Source organism: Pseudomonas oryzicola (assembly GCF_014269185.2).
Taxonomy (GTDB): Bacteria; Pseudomonadota; Gammaproteobacteria; order Pseudomonadales; family Pseudomonadaceae; genus Aquipseudomonas; species Aquipseudomonas oryzicola.
The window spans coordinates 1,358,946-1,375,497 of sequence record NZ_JABWRZ020000001.1; the positions used below are offsets into that span (position 1 = coordinate 1,358,946).

General features: G+C 62.9%; 14 protein-coding genes. 3 read left to right on the forward strand and 11 right to left on the reverse strand.

Annotation, left to right across the window (positions count from 1 at the left end; translation table 11 throughout):
* Positions 1–86 precede the first annotated feature (86 nt).
* Positions 87–500, forward strand: a complete 414-nt coding sequence (locus HU760_RS06165; RefSeq protein WP_186677687.1) for an NUDIX hydrolase — start codon at positions 87–89, stop codon at positions 498–500.
* Here HU760_RS06165 and metR read toward each other — a convergent pair.
* Positions 484–1,401, reverse strand: coding sequence for a transcriptional regulator MetR (metR, locus tag HU760_RS06170; protein ID WP_170031974.1), 918 nt, complete (start codon positions 1,399–1,401; stop codon positions 484–486). The genes HU760_RS06165 and metR overlap by 17 nt on opposite strands.
* A gap of 196 nt (positions 1,402–1,597) precedes the next feature.
* Between metR and HU760_RS06175 the strand changes: the two genes are divergently transcribed.
* Positions 1,598–2,593: an alpha/beta fold hydrolase gene (locus tag HU760_RS06175; protein ID WP_186677689.1), complete on the forward strand. Its 996-nt coding sequence runs from the start codon at positions 1,598–1,600 to the stop codon at positions 2,591–2,593.
* 55 nt (positions 2,594–2,648) lie between these two features.
* Here HU760_RS06175 and HU760_RS06180 read toward each other — a convergent pair whose 3' ends face one another.
* The 8 genes from HU760_RS06180 to HU760_RS06215 all read right to left on the reverse strand — a co-directional run bounded on the left by HU760_RS06180 (position 2,649) and on the right by HU760_RS06215 (position 9,862).
* Complete coding sequence (locus HU760_RS06180; protein ID WP_186677691.1) at positions 2,649–2,984, reverse strand: GlpM family protein; 336 nt, start codon at positions 2,982–2,984, stop codon at positions 2,649–2,651.
* Positions 2,985–3,011: 27 nt separating this feature from the next.
* Positions 3,012–4,340, reverse strand: coding sequence for a two-component response regulator AauR (gene aauR / locus HU760_RS06185; RefSeq protein WP_186677693.1), 1,329 nt, complete (start codon positions 4,338–4,340; stop codon positions 3,012–3,014).
* Positions 4,337–6,241, reverse strand: coding sequence for a two-component sensor histidine kinase AauS (gene aauS, locus HU760_RS06190; RefSeq protein ID WP_186677694.1), 1,905 nt, complete (start codon positions 6,239–6,241; stop codon positions 4,337–4,339). The genes aauR and aauS overlap by 4 nt, the downstream gene beginning before the upstream one ends.
* A gap of 72 nt (positions 6,242–6,313) precedes the next feature.
* Positions 6,314–7,048 carry an amino acid ABC transporter ATP-binding protein gene (locus HU760_RS06195; protein WP_170031962.1) on the reverse strand — a complete coding sequence of 245 codons (735 nt, stop codon included), beginning with the start codon at positions 7,046–7,048 and terminating at the stop codon, positions 6,314–6,316.
* The gene (locus HU760_RS06200; protein ID WP_186677695.1) at positions 7,045–7,716 is read right to left on the reverse strand and encodes an amino acid ABC transporter permease; all 672 of its coding nucleotides are present in this window, start codon (positions 7,714–7,716) and stop codon (positions 7,045–7,047) included. Before HU760_RS06200 ends, HU760_RS06195 begins: the two co-directional genes overlap by 4 nt.
* Positions 7,717–8,463 carry an amino acid ABC transporter permease gene (locus HU760_RS06205; protein WP_186677696.1) on the reverse strand — a complete coding sequence of 249 codons (747 nt, stop codon included), beginning with the start codon at positions 8,461–8,463 and terminating at the stop codon, positions 7,717–7,719.
* 142 nt (positions 8,464–8,605) lie between these two features.
* A complete protein-coding gene (locus HU760_RS06210) occupies positions 8,606–9,526 on the reverse strand; it encodes a glutamate/aspartate ABC transporter substrate-binding protein (protein ID WP_186677697.1) in 921 nt (306 codons plus the stop codon).
* A 183-nt stretch (positions 9,527–9,709) separates the two neighbouring features.
* Positions 9,710–9,862, reverse strand: coding sequence for a hypothetical protein (locus HU760_RS06215; RefSeq protein WP_186677700.1), 153 nt, complete (start codon positions 9,860–9,862; stop codon positions 9,710–9,712).
* On the opposite strand from HU760_RS06215, the gene HU760_RS06220 reads away from it, so the two are divergent.
* Complete coding sequence (locus HU760_RS06220; protein WP_186677701.1) at positions 9,861–13,997, forward strand: NEL-type E3 ubiquitin ligase domain-containing protein; 4,137 nt, start codon at positions 9,861–9,863, stop codon at positions 13,995–13,997. The two genes, HU760_RS06215 and HU760_RS06220, sit on opposite strands and share 2 nt — an antisense overlap.
* Before the next feature lie 20 nt (positions 13,998–14,017).
* Here the strand turns inward: HU760_RS06220 and glpD are convergent, their stop codons facing one another.
* Together glpD and glpR are read right to left on the reverse strand one after the other, a co-directional pair.
* Entirely contained in the window at positions 14,018–15,556 is a 1,539-nt protein-coding gene (glpD, locus tag HU760_RS06225; RefSeq protein WP_186677702.1) for a glycerol-3-phosphate dehydrogenase, read from the reverse strand.
* A gap of 175 nt (positions 15,557–15,731) precedes the next feature.
* Positions 15,732–16,487: a DNA-binding transcriptional repressor GlpR gene (gene glpR, locus HU760_RS06230; protein ID WP_186677703.1), complete on the reverse strand. Its 756-nt coding sequence runs from the start codon at positions 16,485–16,487 to the stop codon at positions 15,732–15,734.
* Positions 16,488–16,552 lie beyond the last annotated feature (65 nt).

Sequence of the window (16,552 nt, forward strand, 5' to 3'; positions counted from 1 at the left end):
TCAGGCAGGCACAGGGACGACTGGGCTTGTCAGGGCAATGAGCTCATGGGATCCTCGCCGGCCATTGATTCAAGTGAGCCGAGCCCATGCCCAACACTATCCGCATCGCCGCCGCCCTGCTGATCGACCCCCAGGGCCGAACCCTGCTGGTGCGCAAGCGTGGTACCCAGGCGTTCATGCAGCCCGGTGGCAAGATCGATGCCGGTGAGTCGCCGGTCGAGGCGTTGGTGCGCGAGCTGCATGAAGAACTTGGCCTGCACGTCGACCCGACCCAGGCTGTGCATCTGGGCCAATTCAGTGCCCCGGCCGCCAACGAGCCGGGCTTTCAGGTGCAGGCCGAACTGTTCCGTGTCGACAGCGCTGCAGCCGTGGCCCCGGCTGCAGAAATCGAAGAGGTGGTATGGCTGAGCGCTGAGCAGACGCCCGCCATGCAGCTGGCCCCTTTGACCCGCGACCTGATCCTGCCGTTGTTCTACCAGGCGCTCAGCGCACCGCGCTGACGCCATCGAGAGTGGCGAACGAGGTGTCCTTGGCAGTCAACAGGAAGTCACGCATGTACGGCGCATCCAGCATGTCGGTGCGCACCGCGGCATAAAGCGTGGCGAACAGGCCTTTCTCGCCCAGGCGCTTGCCCTTGACGTAGCCGCGCGAGCTGTACTCATGCAGCGCCCAGTGTGGCATGCCGCATACGCCACGGCCGCTGGCCACCAGTTGCATCATCATCACCGTCAGCTCCGAAGTGCGCACGGCCGCCGGCTCGATGTCGGCGGGTTCCAGAAAGCGGGTGAAGATATCCAGGCGATCACGTTCTACCGGGTAGGTGATCAGCGTCTGGTCGAGCAGGTCCTGCGGCACGATGTAGGGCTTGCTGGCCAGTGGATGCTGGTTGGCCACCGCCAGCATCGCCTCGTAGGTGAACAGTGGCACATAGGTGATGCCCGCCAGGTCCACCGGGTCGGAGGTCACCACCAGGTCGAGGTCGCCGCGGGCCAGCGCCGGCAGCGGGGCGAAGGCAAAACCTGAGGCCAGGTCCAGTTCCACTTCCGGCCAGGCATCCCGGAACTGGTCGATGGTCGGCATCAGCCACTGGAAGCAGCTGTGGCATTCGATGGCCATGTGCAGGCGCCCGGCGGTGCCACCAGCCAGGCGGGCAATGTCACGTTCGGCACTGCGCAGCAGCGGCAGGGTGGCATCGGCCAGTTGCAGCAGGCGCAGCCCGGCGCTGGTGAAGCGGATCGGCTTGGTCTTGCGCACGAACAGCGGCATGCCCAGGCGCTCTTCCAGTTCCTTGAACTGGTGCGAAAGCGCGGACTGGGTCAGGTGCAGGCGTTCGGCTGCCTCCACCAGGCTATCGGCCTCGCGCAGGGCATGAAGGGTTTTCAGGTGGCGGATCTCCAGCACAGCTGACTCCGGGGGATCGATTTTGGAAAACAGGGAATGAGTTGAGTTTCCCTCATGTTGCAACGGCTGTCGACTGGGCGTTTGGTCACACCGTCCGGCGGGCGTCATCAAACTGTCACCGAACTGTGGCAGCGCGCCCGAACAGAATTCATCAGAATCGCGCTCTACTGGGGATCTGCATTCTGGTGTTTCTTTCATGCGGGCTTTTTGGCTTGTTCTTTTCTTTGTGCTCGGCGCACCTGCGAGTTTCGCCGAGCAGCGCTGTGACGCCCAGGTGCCGGTGCAGCGCGCCGACCTGGGTGCGGTGAGCCTGGTCTACCAGAGCGTCGGAGCGCCGCGCGACCCTGCCTTGTTGCTGGTCATGGGCCTGGGCGGGCAGCTCATCCATTGGCCGGACGATGTGGTCGAGGCGCTATGCCGCCAGGGCTTTCGAGTGATTCGCTACGACAACCGCGATGTCGGCCTGTCCCGCTGGAACCAGCTGCCACCGTCGGCCAACCTGACGGTCGAACTGCTGCGCTACAAGCTGGGGCTGCCGGTGGCAGCGCCCTATACCCTGACCGACATGGCGGACGACGGCCTGCGCCTGATGGACGCGCTGGGGGTGCGTCAGTTCCATGTGCTGGGGGTGAGCATGGGCGGCATGATCGCCCAGCACCTGGCGGCCATGGCGCCAGGGCGTGTGCGCAGCCTGACGCTGGTCATGTCCAGTTCAGGGGCGGCGGGGTTGCCGGCGCCGGCCCCGGCGCTGGTGCAGTTGCTGGCTCGGCGGAGCGCACCTAACCGCGAAGTGGCCATCGAGCAACAGGCCGACCTGCTGGCCGCGCTGGGCAGCCCCGAGGTGCCAGACGACCGTGCCGCCTTGCTGCACCAGGCGGCCGTGGCCTACGACCGCGCGTTCAACCCAGAGGGGGCCAAGCGCCAGATCATGGCGATACTGGCCGAGCCGAGCCGGGTCGAGTTGCTCAACCAGCTACGGGTGCCGGCCCTGGTGGTCCATGGCACTGCCGACCCGTTGCTGCCGGTGATGCACGGTGTGCATCTGGCGGCGCATATCCAGGGCAGCCAGCTGCGCTTGATACCGGGGCTGGCGCACCGCTTTCAGGAACCGTTCAAGGCGCCATTGCTGGGGGCGGTGCTGCCTTATCTGCAGGCGCACCGGCAGGATGTCACGCACATCGCCGGGCTTTGAATCGGCGACGCCTGCTTGGCGGGCGAGCCCGCGAAGAAATCCACGCCAATAGGGATCAGTGCATCCGTACCCACAAGGTTACCAGCACCGTCGCGGCCATCAGCCAGGCCACCGTAGCCAGTGCTAGCGACACCTCCAGGCGCATGCGGTCGACCAGTACATATAAGGTCGCCAGGTACACGAAGTACGGAATGATCGACCACATGCCAAACAGGATGGTGGTTTTCAGATCGGCAATGCTGCGCCCCTTGCCGACGATGTAATGGGCGATCAAGGCGAAAGTAGGAAACAGCGGTACCAGCCCGGCGATGTAGTAGTTGCGCGTTTTCGACAGCACCGCCAGCAGCACTACCACGCCAGCGCCGAGGGCGGCTTTGAAGACCAGGTCCACGTTGTCTTTCCGGATTGAGGGTTGAGGTCAGCCGAGGCCGTATTTCTTTACCTTGTCGAACAGTGTGGTCTTGGCCATGCCCAGCTCCTGGCTGGCCTGGCTGAGGTTGCCGCCGGTACGTTGCAGCGCATCGCTGAGCAGATTGCGCTCGAACGCTTCCACCGCTTCGGCAAAGCCCAAACCCTGGCTGGCGCCACCGCTGGGGCCTTTCTTGAATGCTGGCAGGCCAAGGGCATAGCGTTCGGCCACGTTGCGCAACTCCCGCACGTTGCCTGGCCAGTCATGCGCCATCAGGCGCGACAGGGTCTGGCTGTCCAGCGTCGGTGTTTCACGGTCGAAGCGCAGCGCCGACTGCTGCAGGAAGTGCTCGAACAGTTGCAGGATGTCTTCGCGTCGCTCGCGCAGCGGCGGCAGCTCCAGGGTCACCACGTTCAATCGATAGTACAGGTCGCTGCGGAACTGGCCACTCTGGCCCATGGCATCCAGGTCGGACTTGGTCGCGGCGATCACACGGCAGTCCACCGGAATGCTCTGGTTCGAGCCCAGCCGTTCCAGGGTGCGCTCCTGTAATACTCGCAGCAGCTTGATCTGCAGGTTGATCGGCATGCTTTCCACTTCGTCGAGGAACAGCGTGCCACCGTTGGCGTGTTCGATCTTGCCGATGCGCCGTTTGCCTGCACCGGTGAAGGCATTGGCCTCGTGGCCGAAAATCTCGCTTTCAAACAGGTTTTCCGGCAGCCCGCCGCAGTTCAGTGCCACGAACGGCTGGCCGTGGCGTCGGCTGAAGTCGTGCAGGCAGCGGGCGACCAGCTCCTTGCCGGTGCCGGTCTCGCCTTCGATCAGGACGTTGGCCGAGGTATCGGCCACGTTGGCAATCAGCTCACGCAGGTGTTCCATGGCCGGCGAGCGGCCAATGATGCGACCCTCGAGGCTGCTTTGCTCCGCCAGCTGGCGGCGCAGGGCGACCACTTCGCGGGATAACCCGCGCTGTTCCAGGGCGCGGCGCACCACGTCAACCAGGCGCTCGGGGGAGAAGGGTTTCTCCATGAAGTCGTAGGCGCCATTGCGCATGGCGCCTACGGCCATGTCGATATCGCCGTGGCCGGTGATCAGCACCACCGGCAGGCTGCGGTCACGGGCCTTGAGGCGGTTGAGCAGCTCCAGGCCATCGATGCCGGGCAGGCGGATATCGCTGACGACGATGCCGGCGAAGTCGTCGCCGATGCGTTCCAGTGCCTGCTCGGCGCTGCCCACGCCTTCACAGGCGATGTCTTCCAGGGCCAGTGCCTGTTGGCAGCCGAGCAGCACATGCGGGTCGTCTTCGACGATCAGGACGGTAAGAGGCGCTTGGTTCATGGGTGCTCTGCCGGTTCGCTAGGGGAGGGGACCAGCGGCAGGGCCAGGACGAAGGCCGTGCCGCCGCTGGCGGGATGCTCGACGTTGAGGCTGCCCTTGGCGGCGGCGGCAAGGCTCGCCGACAGGGTCAGGCCCAGGCCCAGGCCGTGTTCGCCCGGTTTAGTGGTAAAGAAAGGTTCGAACAGGTGCTTGCGTGCCTCGCTGTCGATGCCGTGGCCATTGTCGCGCACCTGCAAACGGTACTTGTCACCCTGCAGTTCACCTTCGAGCCACAGTTGCGGTAGCGGCTGCGCCGCCATGGCATCCAGGGCGTTGCCGATCAGGTTGACCAGGATCTGCTCCAGGCGGGTCTGGTCGATGGCCAACTGCTGGTCCTCGAACTGGTGGTGCACTTGCAGGTGGCAGGCGTTGATGCGGTTGGCCAGCACTTGCAGAGTGGCATCGACCGCCTTGGCCAGCGAGGCCTGGCCGCTGTCGTCGCCGCGCCGGGCGAACGAGCGCAGGCTGGCGGTGATGCGGCCCATACGGTCGATCAGGTCGTTCATGGTGCGCAGGTTGGTGCTGGCGGTTTCCAGCGCCCCACGTTCGAGGAAGCGCACGGTGTTGCCGGACAGGGTGCGCAGCGCCGCCAGCGGCTGGTTCAGTTCATGGGCAATGCTGGTGGACATCTGCCCGATAGCGGCCAGCTTGCCGGCCTGTACCAGCTCATCCTGGGCGTGGCGCAGGGTCTGCTCGGCATGCCGGCGCTCGCGAATCTGGCCCTTCAGGCGTTCGTTGCTGGCGCGCAGGTCGGCGGTGCGCTCGGCAATCCGTCGCTCCAGTTGGCTGTTGGCTTCCTGCAGTGCTTCGCGGGCCGCCAGGCGCGTGGCGATCACCTTGCGCCGCTCGTTCCAGGCGATACCAAGGATCGCCAGCAAGGCGAAGGCCACGCCCACCAGGATACCCTGCACCATGGATTCGCGGCGCAGGTCCTGCAGCGGGGTCAGCAGGGTGAAGTGCCAGGGCGTATCGGCCAGGCGCCGGGTCTGGGCCAGGTAGGTCATTTCGCGGACCTTGCCCTGGGCGGTTTCGCTGTTGGCCGGGAAGGTCAGTTTCTCCACGCCATCGGCCAGGATTTCGCGGGCCAGCGGCTGCAGCTCGTTCAGCGGCCACCAGTAGTATTGCAGGCTGCGCGCCAGGCGCTCCTTGATCTGTGGTGTCAGTGGGCGCACCGACTTCAGGCGCCGTGCCGGGTCGCTTGAGAGGATGATGATGCCGTTCTCGTCGCTGACGAACGCCTCCAGGCGGGCCCGTTGCCAGCGCTCTTCGAGGGTATCCAGGCGCACCTTGATCACTGCCACGCCAATGATCTTGCCGTGTTCCTCCAAGCCATGGGCCAAATAATAGCCGGCCTCGCCGGTGGTGCTGCCGATGCCATAGAAGCGCCCTGGCTCGCCGCGTACGGCAGTCTGAAAGTAAGCGCGGAACGACAGGTCTTCGCCGAGGAACGAGTCGGCATCGCGCCAGTTGCTGGTAGCCTGGACCCGGCCATTGGTGTCGAGCACGAAAATGGCCCGGCTGCGGCTGCGCCGGTTCAGGCCTTCGAGATATTCGTTGACGGTCTGACGTGAACCGCCATCAGGGTCGGTGAGCAGCTGCGAGACGCTGTCTTCCAGCTCAAGCAGGCTCGGCAGGTAGGTGTACTTGCTGATTTCGCTTTCTACCGTGCGCGCATGCAGCTCCAGCTGGCGCTCGCCGTTTTCGCTGAGAATGCGGATGCCGTTGCTTTCGCTGACCAGGTAGCCAGCCAGGCCTAGCCCGACCATCAGCAGGATGATCAAAGGCGGCAACAGCAATTGGCGGAGCAGGCGGGATTTCACGGCGGGCTTGGCAGGGAGAAGAAGCGAAGGATCGCATTTCATCACAGTGGCCTTGTCACGACCAGCGCTGCTGCTGGAAAGGGCTGCAGCGCCGACCGGTTCAGTGAGGCAACATCAGTGTTGCAGGATCTTGCTGAGGAAGTGCTGGGTACGCTCGTGACGGGCGCCCGGGTTGCCGAAGAAATCTTCCTTCTGGCAGTCCTCGATGATGTGGCCCTTGTCCATGAAGATCACGCGGTTGGCCACTTTGCGGGCGAAGCCCATTTCGTGGGTCACGCACATCATGGTCATGCCTTCATTGGCCAGCTCGACCATCACGTCCAGTACTTCGTTGACCATTTCCGGGTCCAGTGCCGAGGTCGGCTCGTCGAACAGCATGACGATCGGGTCCATCGACAGGGCGCGGGCAATCGCCACGCGCTGCTGCTGGCCGCCGGACAGCTGGCCGGGGTGCTTCTTGGCGTGGGCACCGAGGCCGACGCGATCGAGCAGGGCCAGGCCCTTCTTGGTCGCTTCCGCTTCGCTGCGGCCAAGCACCTTGCGCTGGGCGATGGTCAGGTTCTCGGTAATGGACAGGTGCGGGAACAGCTCGAAGTGCTGGAACACCATGCCCACACGCGAGCGCAGCTTGGGCAGGTTGGTCTTGGGGTCGGCGATCGAGGTGCCGTCGACCACGATGTCACCTTTCTGGAAGGGTTCCAGGGCATTGACGCATTTGATCAGTGTGGACTTGCCCGAGCCCGACGGGCCGCAGACCACCACCACTTCACCCTTCTTGACCTCGGTGCTGCAGTCGGTCAGTACCTGGAAGTCCCCGTACCACTTGTTGACGTTCTTGATGGAAATCATACGGCGATCCTTTTTTGCAGGCGCTTGACCAGCCACGAAGCGGAGAAGCTGATGAGGAAATACACGACACCGGCGAAGATCAGGAACTCATGGGAGCGCCCGATGATGTCGCCGTTGGAGCGTGCCGAGTTGAGGAAGTCCACCAGGCCCACGGTGTATACCAGCGAGGTGTCCTGGAACAGGATGATGCTCTGCTGCAAAAGCAGTGGCGTCATCTTGCGGAAGGCCTGGGGCAGGATGATCAGGCGCATGGTCTGGCCGTAGGTCATGCCCAGGGCCTGGGCGGCGCCCATCTGGCCCTTGGAGATCGACTGCACGCCGGCGCGGACGATTTCGCAGAAGTACGCGGCCTCGAACATCATGAATGCCACCACGCAGGAGGTGAAGGCACCCACCGGGGTGTCCTCGCCGGTAATCCAGCGCAGCACGAACGGAACCGCCAGGTAGAACCAGGTGATGACCAGCAGCAGCGGGATCGAGCGGAAGTAGTTGACGTAGGCGCCGGCCACGTTCGACAGCAGCTTGCTCGACGACAGGCGCATCAGGGCCAGGATGGTCCCCAGCACGATGCCGCCAACCACGCCCATTATCATCAGCTGCAGGGTCATGACCATGCCTTCCCAAAGGGCAGGCAGGGCCGGAGTGATTTCGCTGAAATCCATGTCCATTTATTTGCCCCCTACGGAAATCAGGCCGGGCACCGAGACTTTCTTCTCGACCATGCGCATCAGCAGCATCAGGCCCATGTTCAGGGTGAAGTAGATCAGCGTGGCCAGGGTGAAGGCCTCGAACAGGTTGGCCGAGAATTCGGCGGTCTGCTTGGTCTGCGCCAGCAGCTCCATCAGGCCGATCAGAGATGCCACCGAGGAGTTCTTGAAGACGTTGAGGAATTCCGAGGTCAGCGGTGGAATGATGATCCGGTAGGCTTGCGGCAACAGCACGTTGGTGTAGATCTGCGACAGGCTGAAGCCCATGGCCCGGGCAGCGGCTTCCTGGCCGCGCGGCAGCGCCTGGATACCGGTACGCACTTGCTCGCAAACACGGGCGGCGGTGAACAGGCCCAGGCAGATGACCACGCTGATCAACGCCGAGGTGGTCGGGTTGAGGTCCTGCTTGAACCATTCCTGCAGGCCCTCGGGCAGCAAGTCTGGCACCAGGAAGTACCAGATGAACAGCTGCACCAGCAGCGGCACGTTGCGGAACAGTTCCACGTAGACGGTGGCGATGCCTGATACCAGACGGTTCGGCACGGTACGCATGACGCCGAGGAGCGACCCCAGCAGCAAGGCGATGATCCAGGCAGAAATGGCGATGGCGATGGTCCAGCCCAGACCGGTGAGGTACCAGTCCAGATAGGTCTCGCTGCCCACGCCGGTGGACTTGAAGAACACGCCCCAGTCCCAGTTGTAATTCATCGGGATTTCCCCTCAGACGGTTGTTTCACGGGCACCTTCCAGCATCCGAGGGCATACGGCCCTCGGATGAAAGGTTAGACACTAACGGGTGGCCTGCCGGTTTAATTGGCGCTTTGCAGCGCAACAGGCCACGGGCTGGGGGTCAGGATTTCTTCTCGTCGGCGGCCTTGTCGGTCGGCTCGGCGATCAGTTTCTTCAACTCGTCGCTCATCGGGAACTGCAGGTTCAGGCCCTTTGGCGGGATTGGCTGCTGGAACCACTTGTCGTAGCTCTTGTTGACTTCGCCCGACTTGAAGTAAGCGATGATGGCGTCATCCACCGCTTTCTTGAAGGCGGCGTCATCCTTGCGCACCATGCAGCCGTAGATTTCGTACGACTGTGGGGTACCGGTGATGACCCAGTCCGACGGCTTGCGGGCCTTGGCCATTTCGCCGGCGAGCAGGGCGTCGTCCATCATGAAGGCCACGGCGCGGCCGCTTTCGAGCATGTTGAAGGCTTCACCGTGGTCCTTGGCGGAAATCACGTTCATCTTCATTTGCTTGTCGGCGTTCATCGCCTTGAGGATGCGCTCGGAAGTGGTACCGGCGGTGGTCACCACGTTCTTGCCAGCCAGGTCCGGGAAGTCCTTGTAGGCCGGCTGACCGTCCTTGACCTTGGTCAGCAGGCGCGTGCCGACTTCGAAGATACCGACCGTGAAGCCGACCTGCTGCTGGCGTTCGACGTTGTTGGTGGTGGAGCCGCACTCCAGGTCAACGGTGCCGTTCTGCACCAGCGGGATGCGAGTCTGGGAGGTGACCAGGTTGTAGCGTACCTTGAGCTCGGGCACGTTCAGTTGTTTCTTCAGGGCTTCGACGACAGCCAGCTGGATGTCATGCGAGTAGCCCACGGGCTCGGGCTTGCCGGCCAGATAGGAAAACGGGATGGAGGAGTCGCGGTGGCCCAGGGTGATGGTGCCCGATTCCTTGATCTTCTTCAGGGTGCCGGTCAGCTCCTCGGCCATGGCTGGCGAAGCGATCACAGCGGCCGCGATGGCGGCGCCCAGCAATTGACGAACGATGCGCATCAAATTTTCCTCGACGTGTTTGTTTTTTTTATGGAGCCGTTGGCGGACTCTTTCGTTCAACGAATACAGCAAGAAGCGAGTGCATTCGGCTACCAAGTGTAGAGCATGAGTCGTGCCAAGCTCAGATATCGATCGTAAGGCCGCAAGATTACAGGGCGTCCTTCGATCGTGAACATTTCCATGTCACGGAAAATCGCCGGTTTTCCGAACGGGCTCGTTCTGTTCGTTCGGAAATCCGAACGAACGGCCTGGCGCCGCTGCCCAGCCATAAATACCACCGGTGCCGTTACTGCGCGTGATGTCCTGCGAGTTTTTAAAGCCAGGAGTCAGCGCCATGCCATCTGCCGATCTTTTCCCGTCTGCGTCGGTCGATCATTTGATAGCCCGTCAGTTGCCCACCTGGCTGAACGCAGCCGAGACGCGCCATCTCGAACCCTACCGAAAGGCCTTGCGTGCGCAGCAGCAGGTTGCCGACCAACTGCATCACCTGTTGGGCCGCATACCGAGCATCGAAGACTTTGCCGCGCCGTTGCTGGAAACGGCCCTGGTCGAGGCGGGGCTTGGCCATGTCAATCCACGGCACGCGTTCACCGTGGTCACTGAAGCGTTTCCTCTCCCCTCGGCGGCGGAACGGCTTCACCGCCCGAGCATTACCTACACCACCCGCCAGTCGCTGCTTGCATCGGCGATGCACAACTTCGAAGCGCAAGAGGCCGAACCCTGGCTATTGCGCCAGGCGCATCTGACCGACGCCAAAAGGGCGCGCTTGCCCATGACCTACGAACGCTTTGTCCAACTGAGTCGTCGGCTGGACATCGGCGGGCGCTACCAGGCACTGCTCAAGCGTGTGCTGCAACCCAAGGCCGGCCGCGGTCAACCGGCGAATCGGGCACGCCAGGCGATCGACCAGCTGTTTCAGGACAGCCTGCGCACGCAGATGAAGACCGCACTGTATGAGGGGAGGATCAACGGTCAGCTGGATGAGCGGGACTTGCAGCGCCTGCTGCCAGCGCTGGAGCAACCGCCGCTACCAGCCTACCAGGGCGGCACGCTGACTCCGCGCCAGTTGTTTCTGCTGGGCAGTTGCATGGTCGGGATCATTACCCTGGAATGGCGACCTGCGCCCGGTGCGGCCCTCGATGAAGTGATCGTCTGGATACCTGGTGACCCCGAGAAAAGCCTGCGTCATTACGACTCGTGGGAGGCGCTCTATGACGACCTGGCGACACGCCTGAAAAAAGAGCCATTCAAGGCCTTCATCCGCCGCTTCGTCAGGGCCCGGGAGCGACAGCGCTTCGAGGCGGCACTGTCGCGTGCGCAGACGCGTGCCGTGGCAGGAGAGCCGATGGAGCTGGATGGGCGCAACCTGCCGGTTGACGGCGAGGTATTCAGCCATGCCCAGGCTCAGGTGCAAGCCAGAATCTACGACGATGCCCGATTCATCGCGGTGCCTACCGATGAAGAAGACCGCTTGAGCAGGCACAAGCGCTTGCAGGACATGCAGTCCGCAGGGCTGGAGCTTCTGGGCTTGGCGGCCTTCGTTGCACCAGTGCTGGGTGAGCTGTTGCTGGCGGTAAGCGCTGTGCAATTGCTCGATGAGGTATACGAAGGCTACCAGGACTGGCGACTGGGTGATCGCCAGGGGGCATTGGACCATGTATTCAACGTAGTCCAGGGCGTGGTGCTGGCAGGTGCGACCGCTGGGCTGCTTCACGGCATCAAGCGTGTGCCATGGGTGGATGCGCTGGAGCCGAAGGTGGTGCCGGAAGGCGCGGTGAGGCTGAGGCACAACCCTCATTATCTGCCTGCCGAAGACAACCCGTTGGTGCTGCTCCAAGGCCTGCCGGGCGGCCATTTCGACCATTTGCTCTCGTCCAGGGCCCGTGTGCTGATGGATGCGACGGGCCTGCATATCGACCAGTTGCGGCGCTTGAACCTCGAGCGGGGGGCCGTGCCAGCCCGATTGCTCGACATGCACGAGCGTCTTGAGCTGCATGCAAGCCGACCCGATCTGCGTGGTCAGGCGCTGGAGCAGGCGCTGCAGCAGATGCGTGAGCCGCTTGCAACTGGGCAAGCGAAATTGATGGCGGTGTTCAGTGGTTTGACCCCCAGGGGCGCACAGGAAATCATCGACCACAGCAGCTCGTCCCTGCAGCAGCAACTGCTTGCCGGGCCCAGGGTACCGCTTGGGATGGCAGAGCGCGCGCGCTGGTACGTTCGTGACAGCCGGCTTGACCGGGCCAGCCTGGGGATCCGGCTGCCGGCATTGCTTAATGCCGATGGCGAGAAGCTGATCCTGGGACTGATCGAGCGCAAGGCGCCGTGGCCTGGTTCGGTTCGTGTCGAATTGCGTGTGGCCAGCCGCGAAGGCCCGTTGTTGTTCGCAAGCCAGGGCGAGGCTGCAAGCGAGACAAGGGTAATCATCAAGCATGAGCAGGCATATGCACTGGCTGACCAACCGACAGGCAATCCCGGCTCTTTGCTGCAAGTGTTGTTGCAGACTCTGGAGCCTGGCCAGAAGGCAGCTCTGGGCAGCGCCGATCTGCAAGTGACGCAATTACGGGATGCCTTGCTAGAAAGTGTCGCGAAGGAGCGTGAGCAAGCCGTCAGGCTGATCGGCCTCGTCCCGGAGGGCGCTGGCGTGCGTCCGCCACGGCGCTTTGCCGATGGACGCCTGGCCTACCGGCTCAGCGGCGGAGGTGAAAGTAGCCGCCAGGCAATACGGCGAGGTATCCACCAGATCTTCCCGACCCTGAGCGAACTGCAGCTGGATGTGTACATGGATGCGGTGCGCCAGCGCGGTGAAAACCTGTGGGATCACTATCAGGTGCTGCAGCGCCAGCTCACCCAACTGCGCGACACGCTGCGCCAGTGGCAGGCCGATTGGCAAACGCCGATCGACGCCATCCGCCGCCGTCGCGTCGCCGATACGCTACGCCGTAGCTGGCGGCGCAAGCTGGTAGACGCTAACGACCAGTATGAACTGACCATAGACGGCGAGCATGTCGACGCGTTGCCCAGCCTGCCCGCAGGGGTCGACTACGTGCATGTGCGCAGGCTGGTGCTGCGCAACATGCAACTGCAGAACATCGATGCATCATTCCTCAGGCTGTTCCCGAATGTTGTCGATCTTGATCTCAGCGGCAACCGGTTGAGCCGCGTGCCTGAAGGTATCGAAGGGCTTACCCAGCTGAGAAGGGTTGATCTGGGCAGCAACCAGATTACCCTGGATGAGGCCGGAAGCCGCCGTCTGGCAGGGCTGCACCTGCTGGATACCTTGATCCTCAACTACAACCCGCTCAACGGCATGCCCGATCTCTCGGCTTTGCCGCACATTCGTGAGGTGCGTCTGCGTGCCACCGGGCAGGCTGATATCGGCCAGATTCACCAGCGTGTCGCATTGCGTGCGCACATCGATCTTCGGGATAACCGGATCAGCGAGCTGCAACGGGAAATGCGCGGCTTGCGCCTGCGTTTGCAAAGGCTCAACCTGCATGAGAATCCGCTGAGCGAGAGCAGCGTGCAGTTTCTCGACGAGGCCCGCGGCGTCACTGAAACCCGGGCCAGGAATGGGGCGTCGTATGCCCATGAAGCGGTGGACGCCGAGACGCGCGCCAAATGGGTGGCCAGCCGCAACGAAGCGCTGCGTGCGCGCCGCGAAGCCACATGGGACCGTTTGCAGGAGGAGCCGGGTTCGGCAGGGCTGTTCCGTTTCCTTGCCGATTTTGCCGAGAGCGAGGATTTTGAAGCGTATCCGCGCCATTATCGCCGGCGGGTCTGGCATATCCTGGACGCCTGTAAGTACAACGAAGCCTTGCGCGAGCAATTGTTCCTTGAGGCCGACGCCCCGCGCAGTTGCGATGACCGCTTGCTGTTGATGCTCAACCAGATGGAAGTGGGTATTCTGGCTTACCAAGGAATCGAAGGCGTCCCTGTTGAGGCACGGGAAGCCCGCTTCCTGCGCCTGGGCCGGCAACTGCACCGTATGGACCTGCTGGACCAGATTGCTGCCCGCCATGTGCAACGCATGCGCGCGGAGCGCCTGGTTGAGGTCGACGAAATCGAAACGCGGCTCTATTACCGCTCACGCCTGGCTGCCGCCCTTGATCTGCCGGCCTCTGCGGAGCAGATGCATTTTGCCTCGTTTGCCCACGTAAGCCTCGCCGACCTGAGCCGTGCGGAACTGGATGTACTGAGGGCCGACACGCCGGTGGCCATGCTCGATGCGTTGGTGGAGCGTCCTTACTGGCAGAACTACCTGCGCGAAACCTATCCAGAGCGCTTCCAGGCCCTGGCTGCGCCCTTCCATGAGCGCCTGGAAGTGCTTGAGATGCAGGCTGTGGCTGGCCAGGAAGGCGACTATGTCCGGCGTGCCCAGGCGTTGATGCGTGAGCATGAGGCAGACGAGCTGGCGTTGATGCGCAACCTGACCACCGAAGCCTGGGCGCGTGAGAGATTGCCTCGCAGCTGAGCGCCACGAGGCATGTACCGTCAGGCTGCCTGGACGCGGGCCTGATTTTGCGCGCGCTGCTGCAGGTAATCCTTAAGCAATTGCTGTTCATTCGCGCTGGTGAACAGCCCCAGCTTGGTGCGACGCCAGAGGATATCGTCGGCGTCGCACGCCCACTCCTGATCGCACAGGTATTCCACCTCGCGGCCGAACAACCCGCCGCCGAGTGGCTGGCCCAAGTCTTCCGGCCCATGCACACCGTCGAGCAATTGCCACACGCGGTAGCCATAGGTAAGTGCCCAGCGTTTGGCAATGTCTACAGGCAGCCAGCCGCAGCGCGCCAGTACGGCATCCACCAGCGCTTGTACGCTCGTCATGTTTTCACCACCCGGCAGCGGCGCATGGGCCGTCCAGCTGCCACGCATCTGCGGAAAATGTGGCTTGAGTTCGGCCATGGCCGATTCGGCCAACTTGCGGTAGGTGGTCAGCTTGCCGCCGAACACTGACAGTAACGGTGCCTGGCCTTCGCTGGCGGACAACGCCAGGGTGTAGTCGCGGGTCACTGCCGAAGGGTTGTCAGATTCGTCATTACACAGCGGGCGAACGCCGGAGTAACTGTGCACGATATCGCTGCGACCGAGTTGATGATTGAAGTGCTCGTTGACCACTTTCAGCAGGTAGTCGGTCTCTTGTTCGGTAATTGCCACCTTGGCCGGGTCGCCGCTGTATTCGCGGTCGGTGGTGCCGATCAGGGTGAAGCGTTCCAGATATGGAATGCAGAACACGATCCGCTGGTCTTCGTTCTGCAGAATATAGGCGTGTTCGCCTTCGTACAGGCGCGGCACGATGATGTGGCTGCCCTGGATCAGGCGGATGCCGTAAGGGGCTTCGAGCTTCAGGTCATCCTTGATGAAGCTGGCAACCCATGGGCCTGCGGCGTTGACCAGGGCACGGGCACGAATGCTCTGCAGACTGCCGTCGGCGTGTTGCAGATGTACCTGCCACAGGCCGTCCACGCGCTCGGCGCGCAAGCAGCGGGTATGGGTGTGGATATGCGCGCCGCGTTCGCGCGCAGCCATGGCGTTCAGCACTACCAGGCGGGCGTCATCGACGGCGCAATCGGCATACTCGAAACCGCGGGTGATGGCCGGCTTGAGTGGGTAGCCCGGGCCGAAGCGCAGGCTGCGCGATGCACCCAGGCGCTTGCGCTTGCCCAGGTGGTCATAAAGGAACAGGCCGGCGCGGATCATCCAGGTCGGGCGCAAGTGTGGGCGGTGGGGGAGCACGAAACGCATCGGCCTGACGATGTGCGGGGCCTTTGCCAGCAGCACTTCGCGCTCGGCCAGCGCTTCACGCACCAGGCGGAATTCATAGTGTTCCAGGTAGCGCAAGCCGCCGTGGATCAATTTGCTGCTGGCCGAGGAGGTGTGCTGGGCCAGGTCGTCCTTTTCGCAGAGGAATACCTTGAGGCCGCGCCCGGCGGCGTCGGCAGCGATGCCCACGCCATTGATGCCGCCACCGATCACGGCGAGGTCATAGCAGTCGGCGAGTGGGGGCTGAGACGAAACGGGCTGGGACACGGGCAAGGCCTCCTGGGCGCTGTTCACATCGAATATGAACATTGATGTTCGTTTTCGAAAATACTAGCGCAATAGAACGCCAGTCGCCAGTCAGTCTTTATAGAAAAAACTGATCAGATGACAATGAAGTGAACATTTACGAAAATGGCGGGCCCTTGCACAGCCCGCTGGCGGCTCAGACCACCTCGAGGCGGATCTTGTATTGGTTGAGCAACTGGGTGAGGGCGGGGGTAGGTGTCTGGTCGGTGACCAGGCAATCGACCAGGCTGATCGAGCCCAGGCGAACCATGGCGTTGCGCCCGAACTTGCTGGAGTCGGCGGCGAGGATCACCTGGCGGGCATTGGCGATGATCGCCTGGGAGACCCGCACTTCCTGGTAGTCGAAGTCGAGCAGGCTGCCGTCTTCGTCGATGCCGCTGATGCCTACCAGGGCAAAGTCGACCTTGAACTGGTTGATGAAGTCGACACTGGCCTGGCCAACCACGCCACCGTCGCGACGCACCGTGCCCCCGGCCACCAGCACTTCGAAATCATCCTTGGCGGCAAGGATGGCGGCGACATGCAGGTTGTTGGTGATGACTTTCAGGTGGTTGTGGTTGAGCAGCGCCCGGGCGATGGATTCGGTGGTGGTGCCGATGTTGATGAACAGCGAGGCATGGTCGGGGATCTGCCGGGCCACGGCTTCGGCGATGCGTTGCTTCTCGTCGCGCATCTGGTCGGCGCGCATCGCATAGGCGGTGTTCTCGATACTCGAATCATAGGCCGCGCCGCCATGGTAACGGCGCAGCAGGTTGAGCTCGGCAAGCTGATTGATATCACGGCGGATAGTCTGCGGAGTGACGACGAACAGCTGCGCCATTTCTTCGATACTGACGTAACCACGCTCGCGCACCAGTTCGAGAATTTGTTGCTGGCGGGGGGGCAGATTCATGGGCGGTCCTTTGGGGCTGCCGGACAAATGCTGCAATGATGCCGTAGGACGCGGACTACGACCAG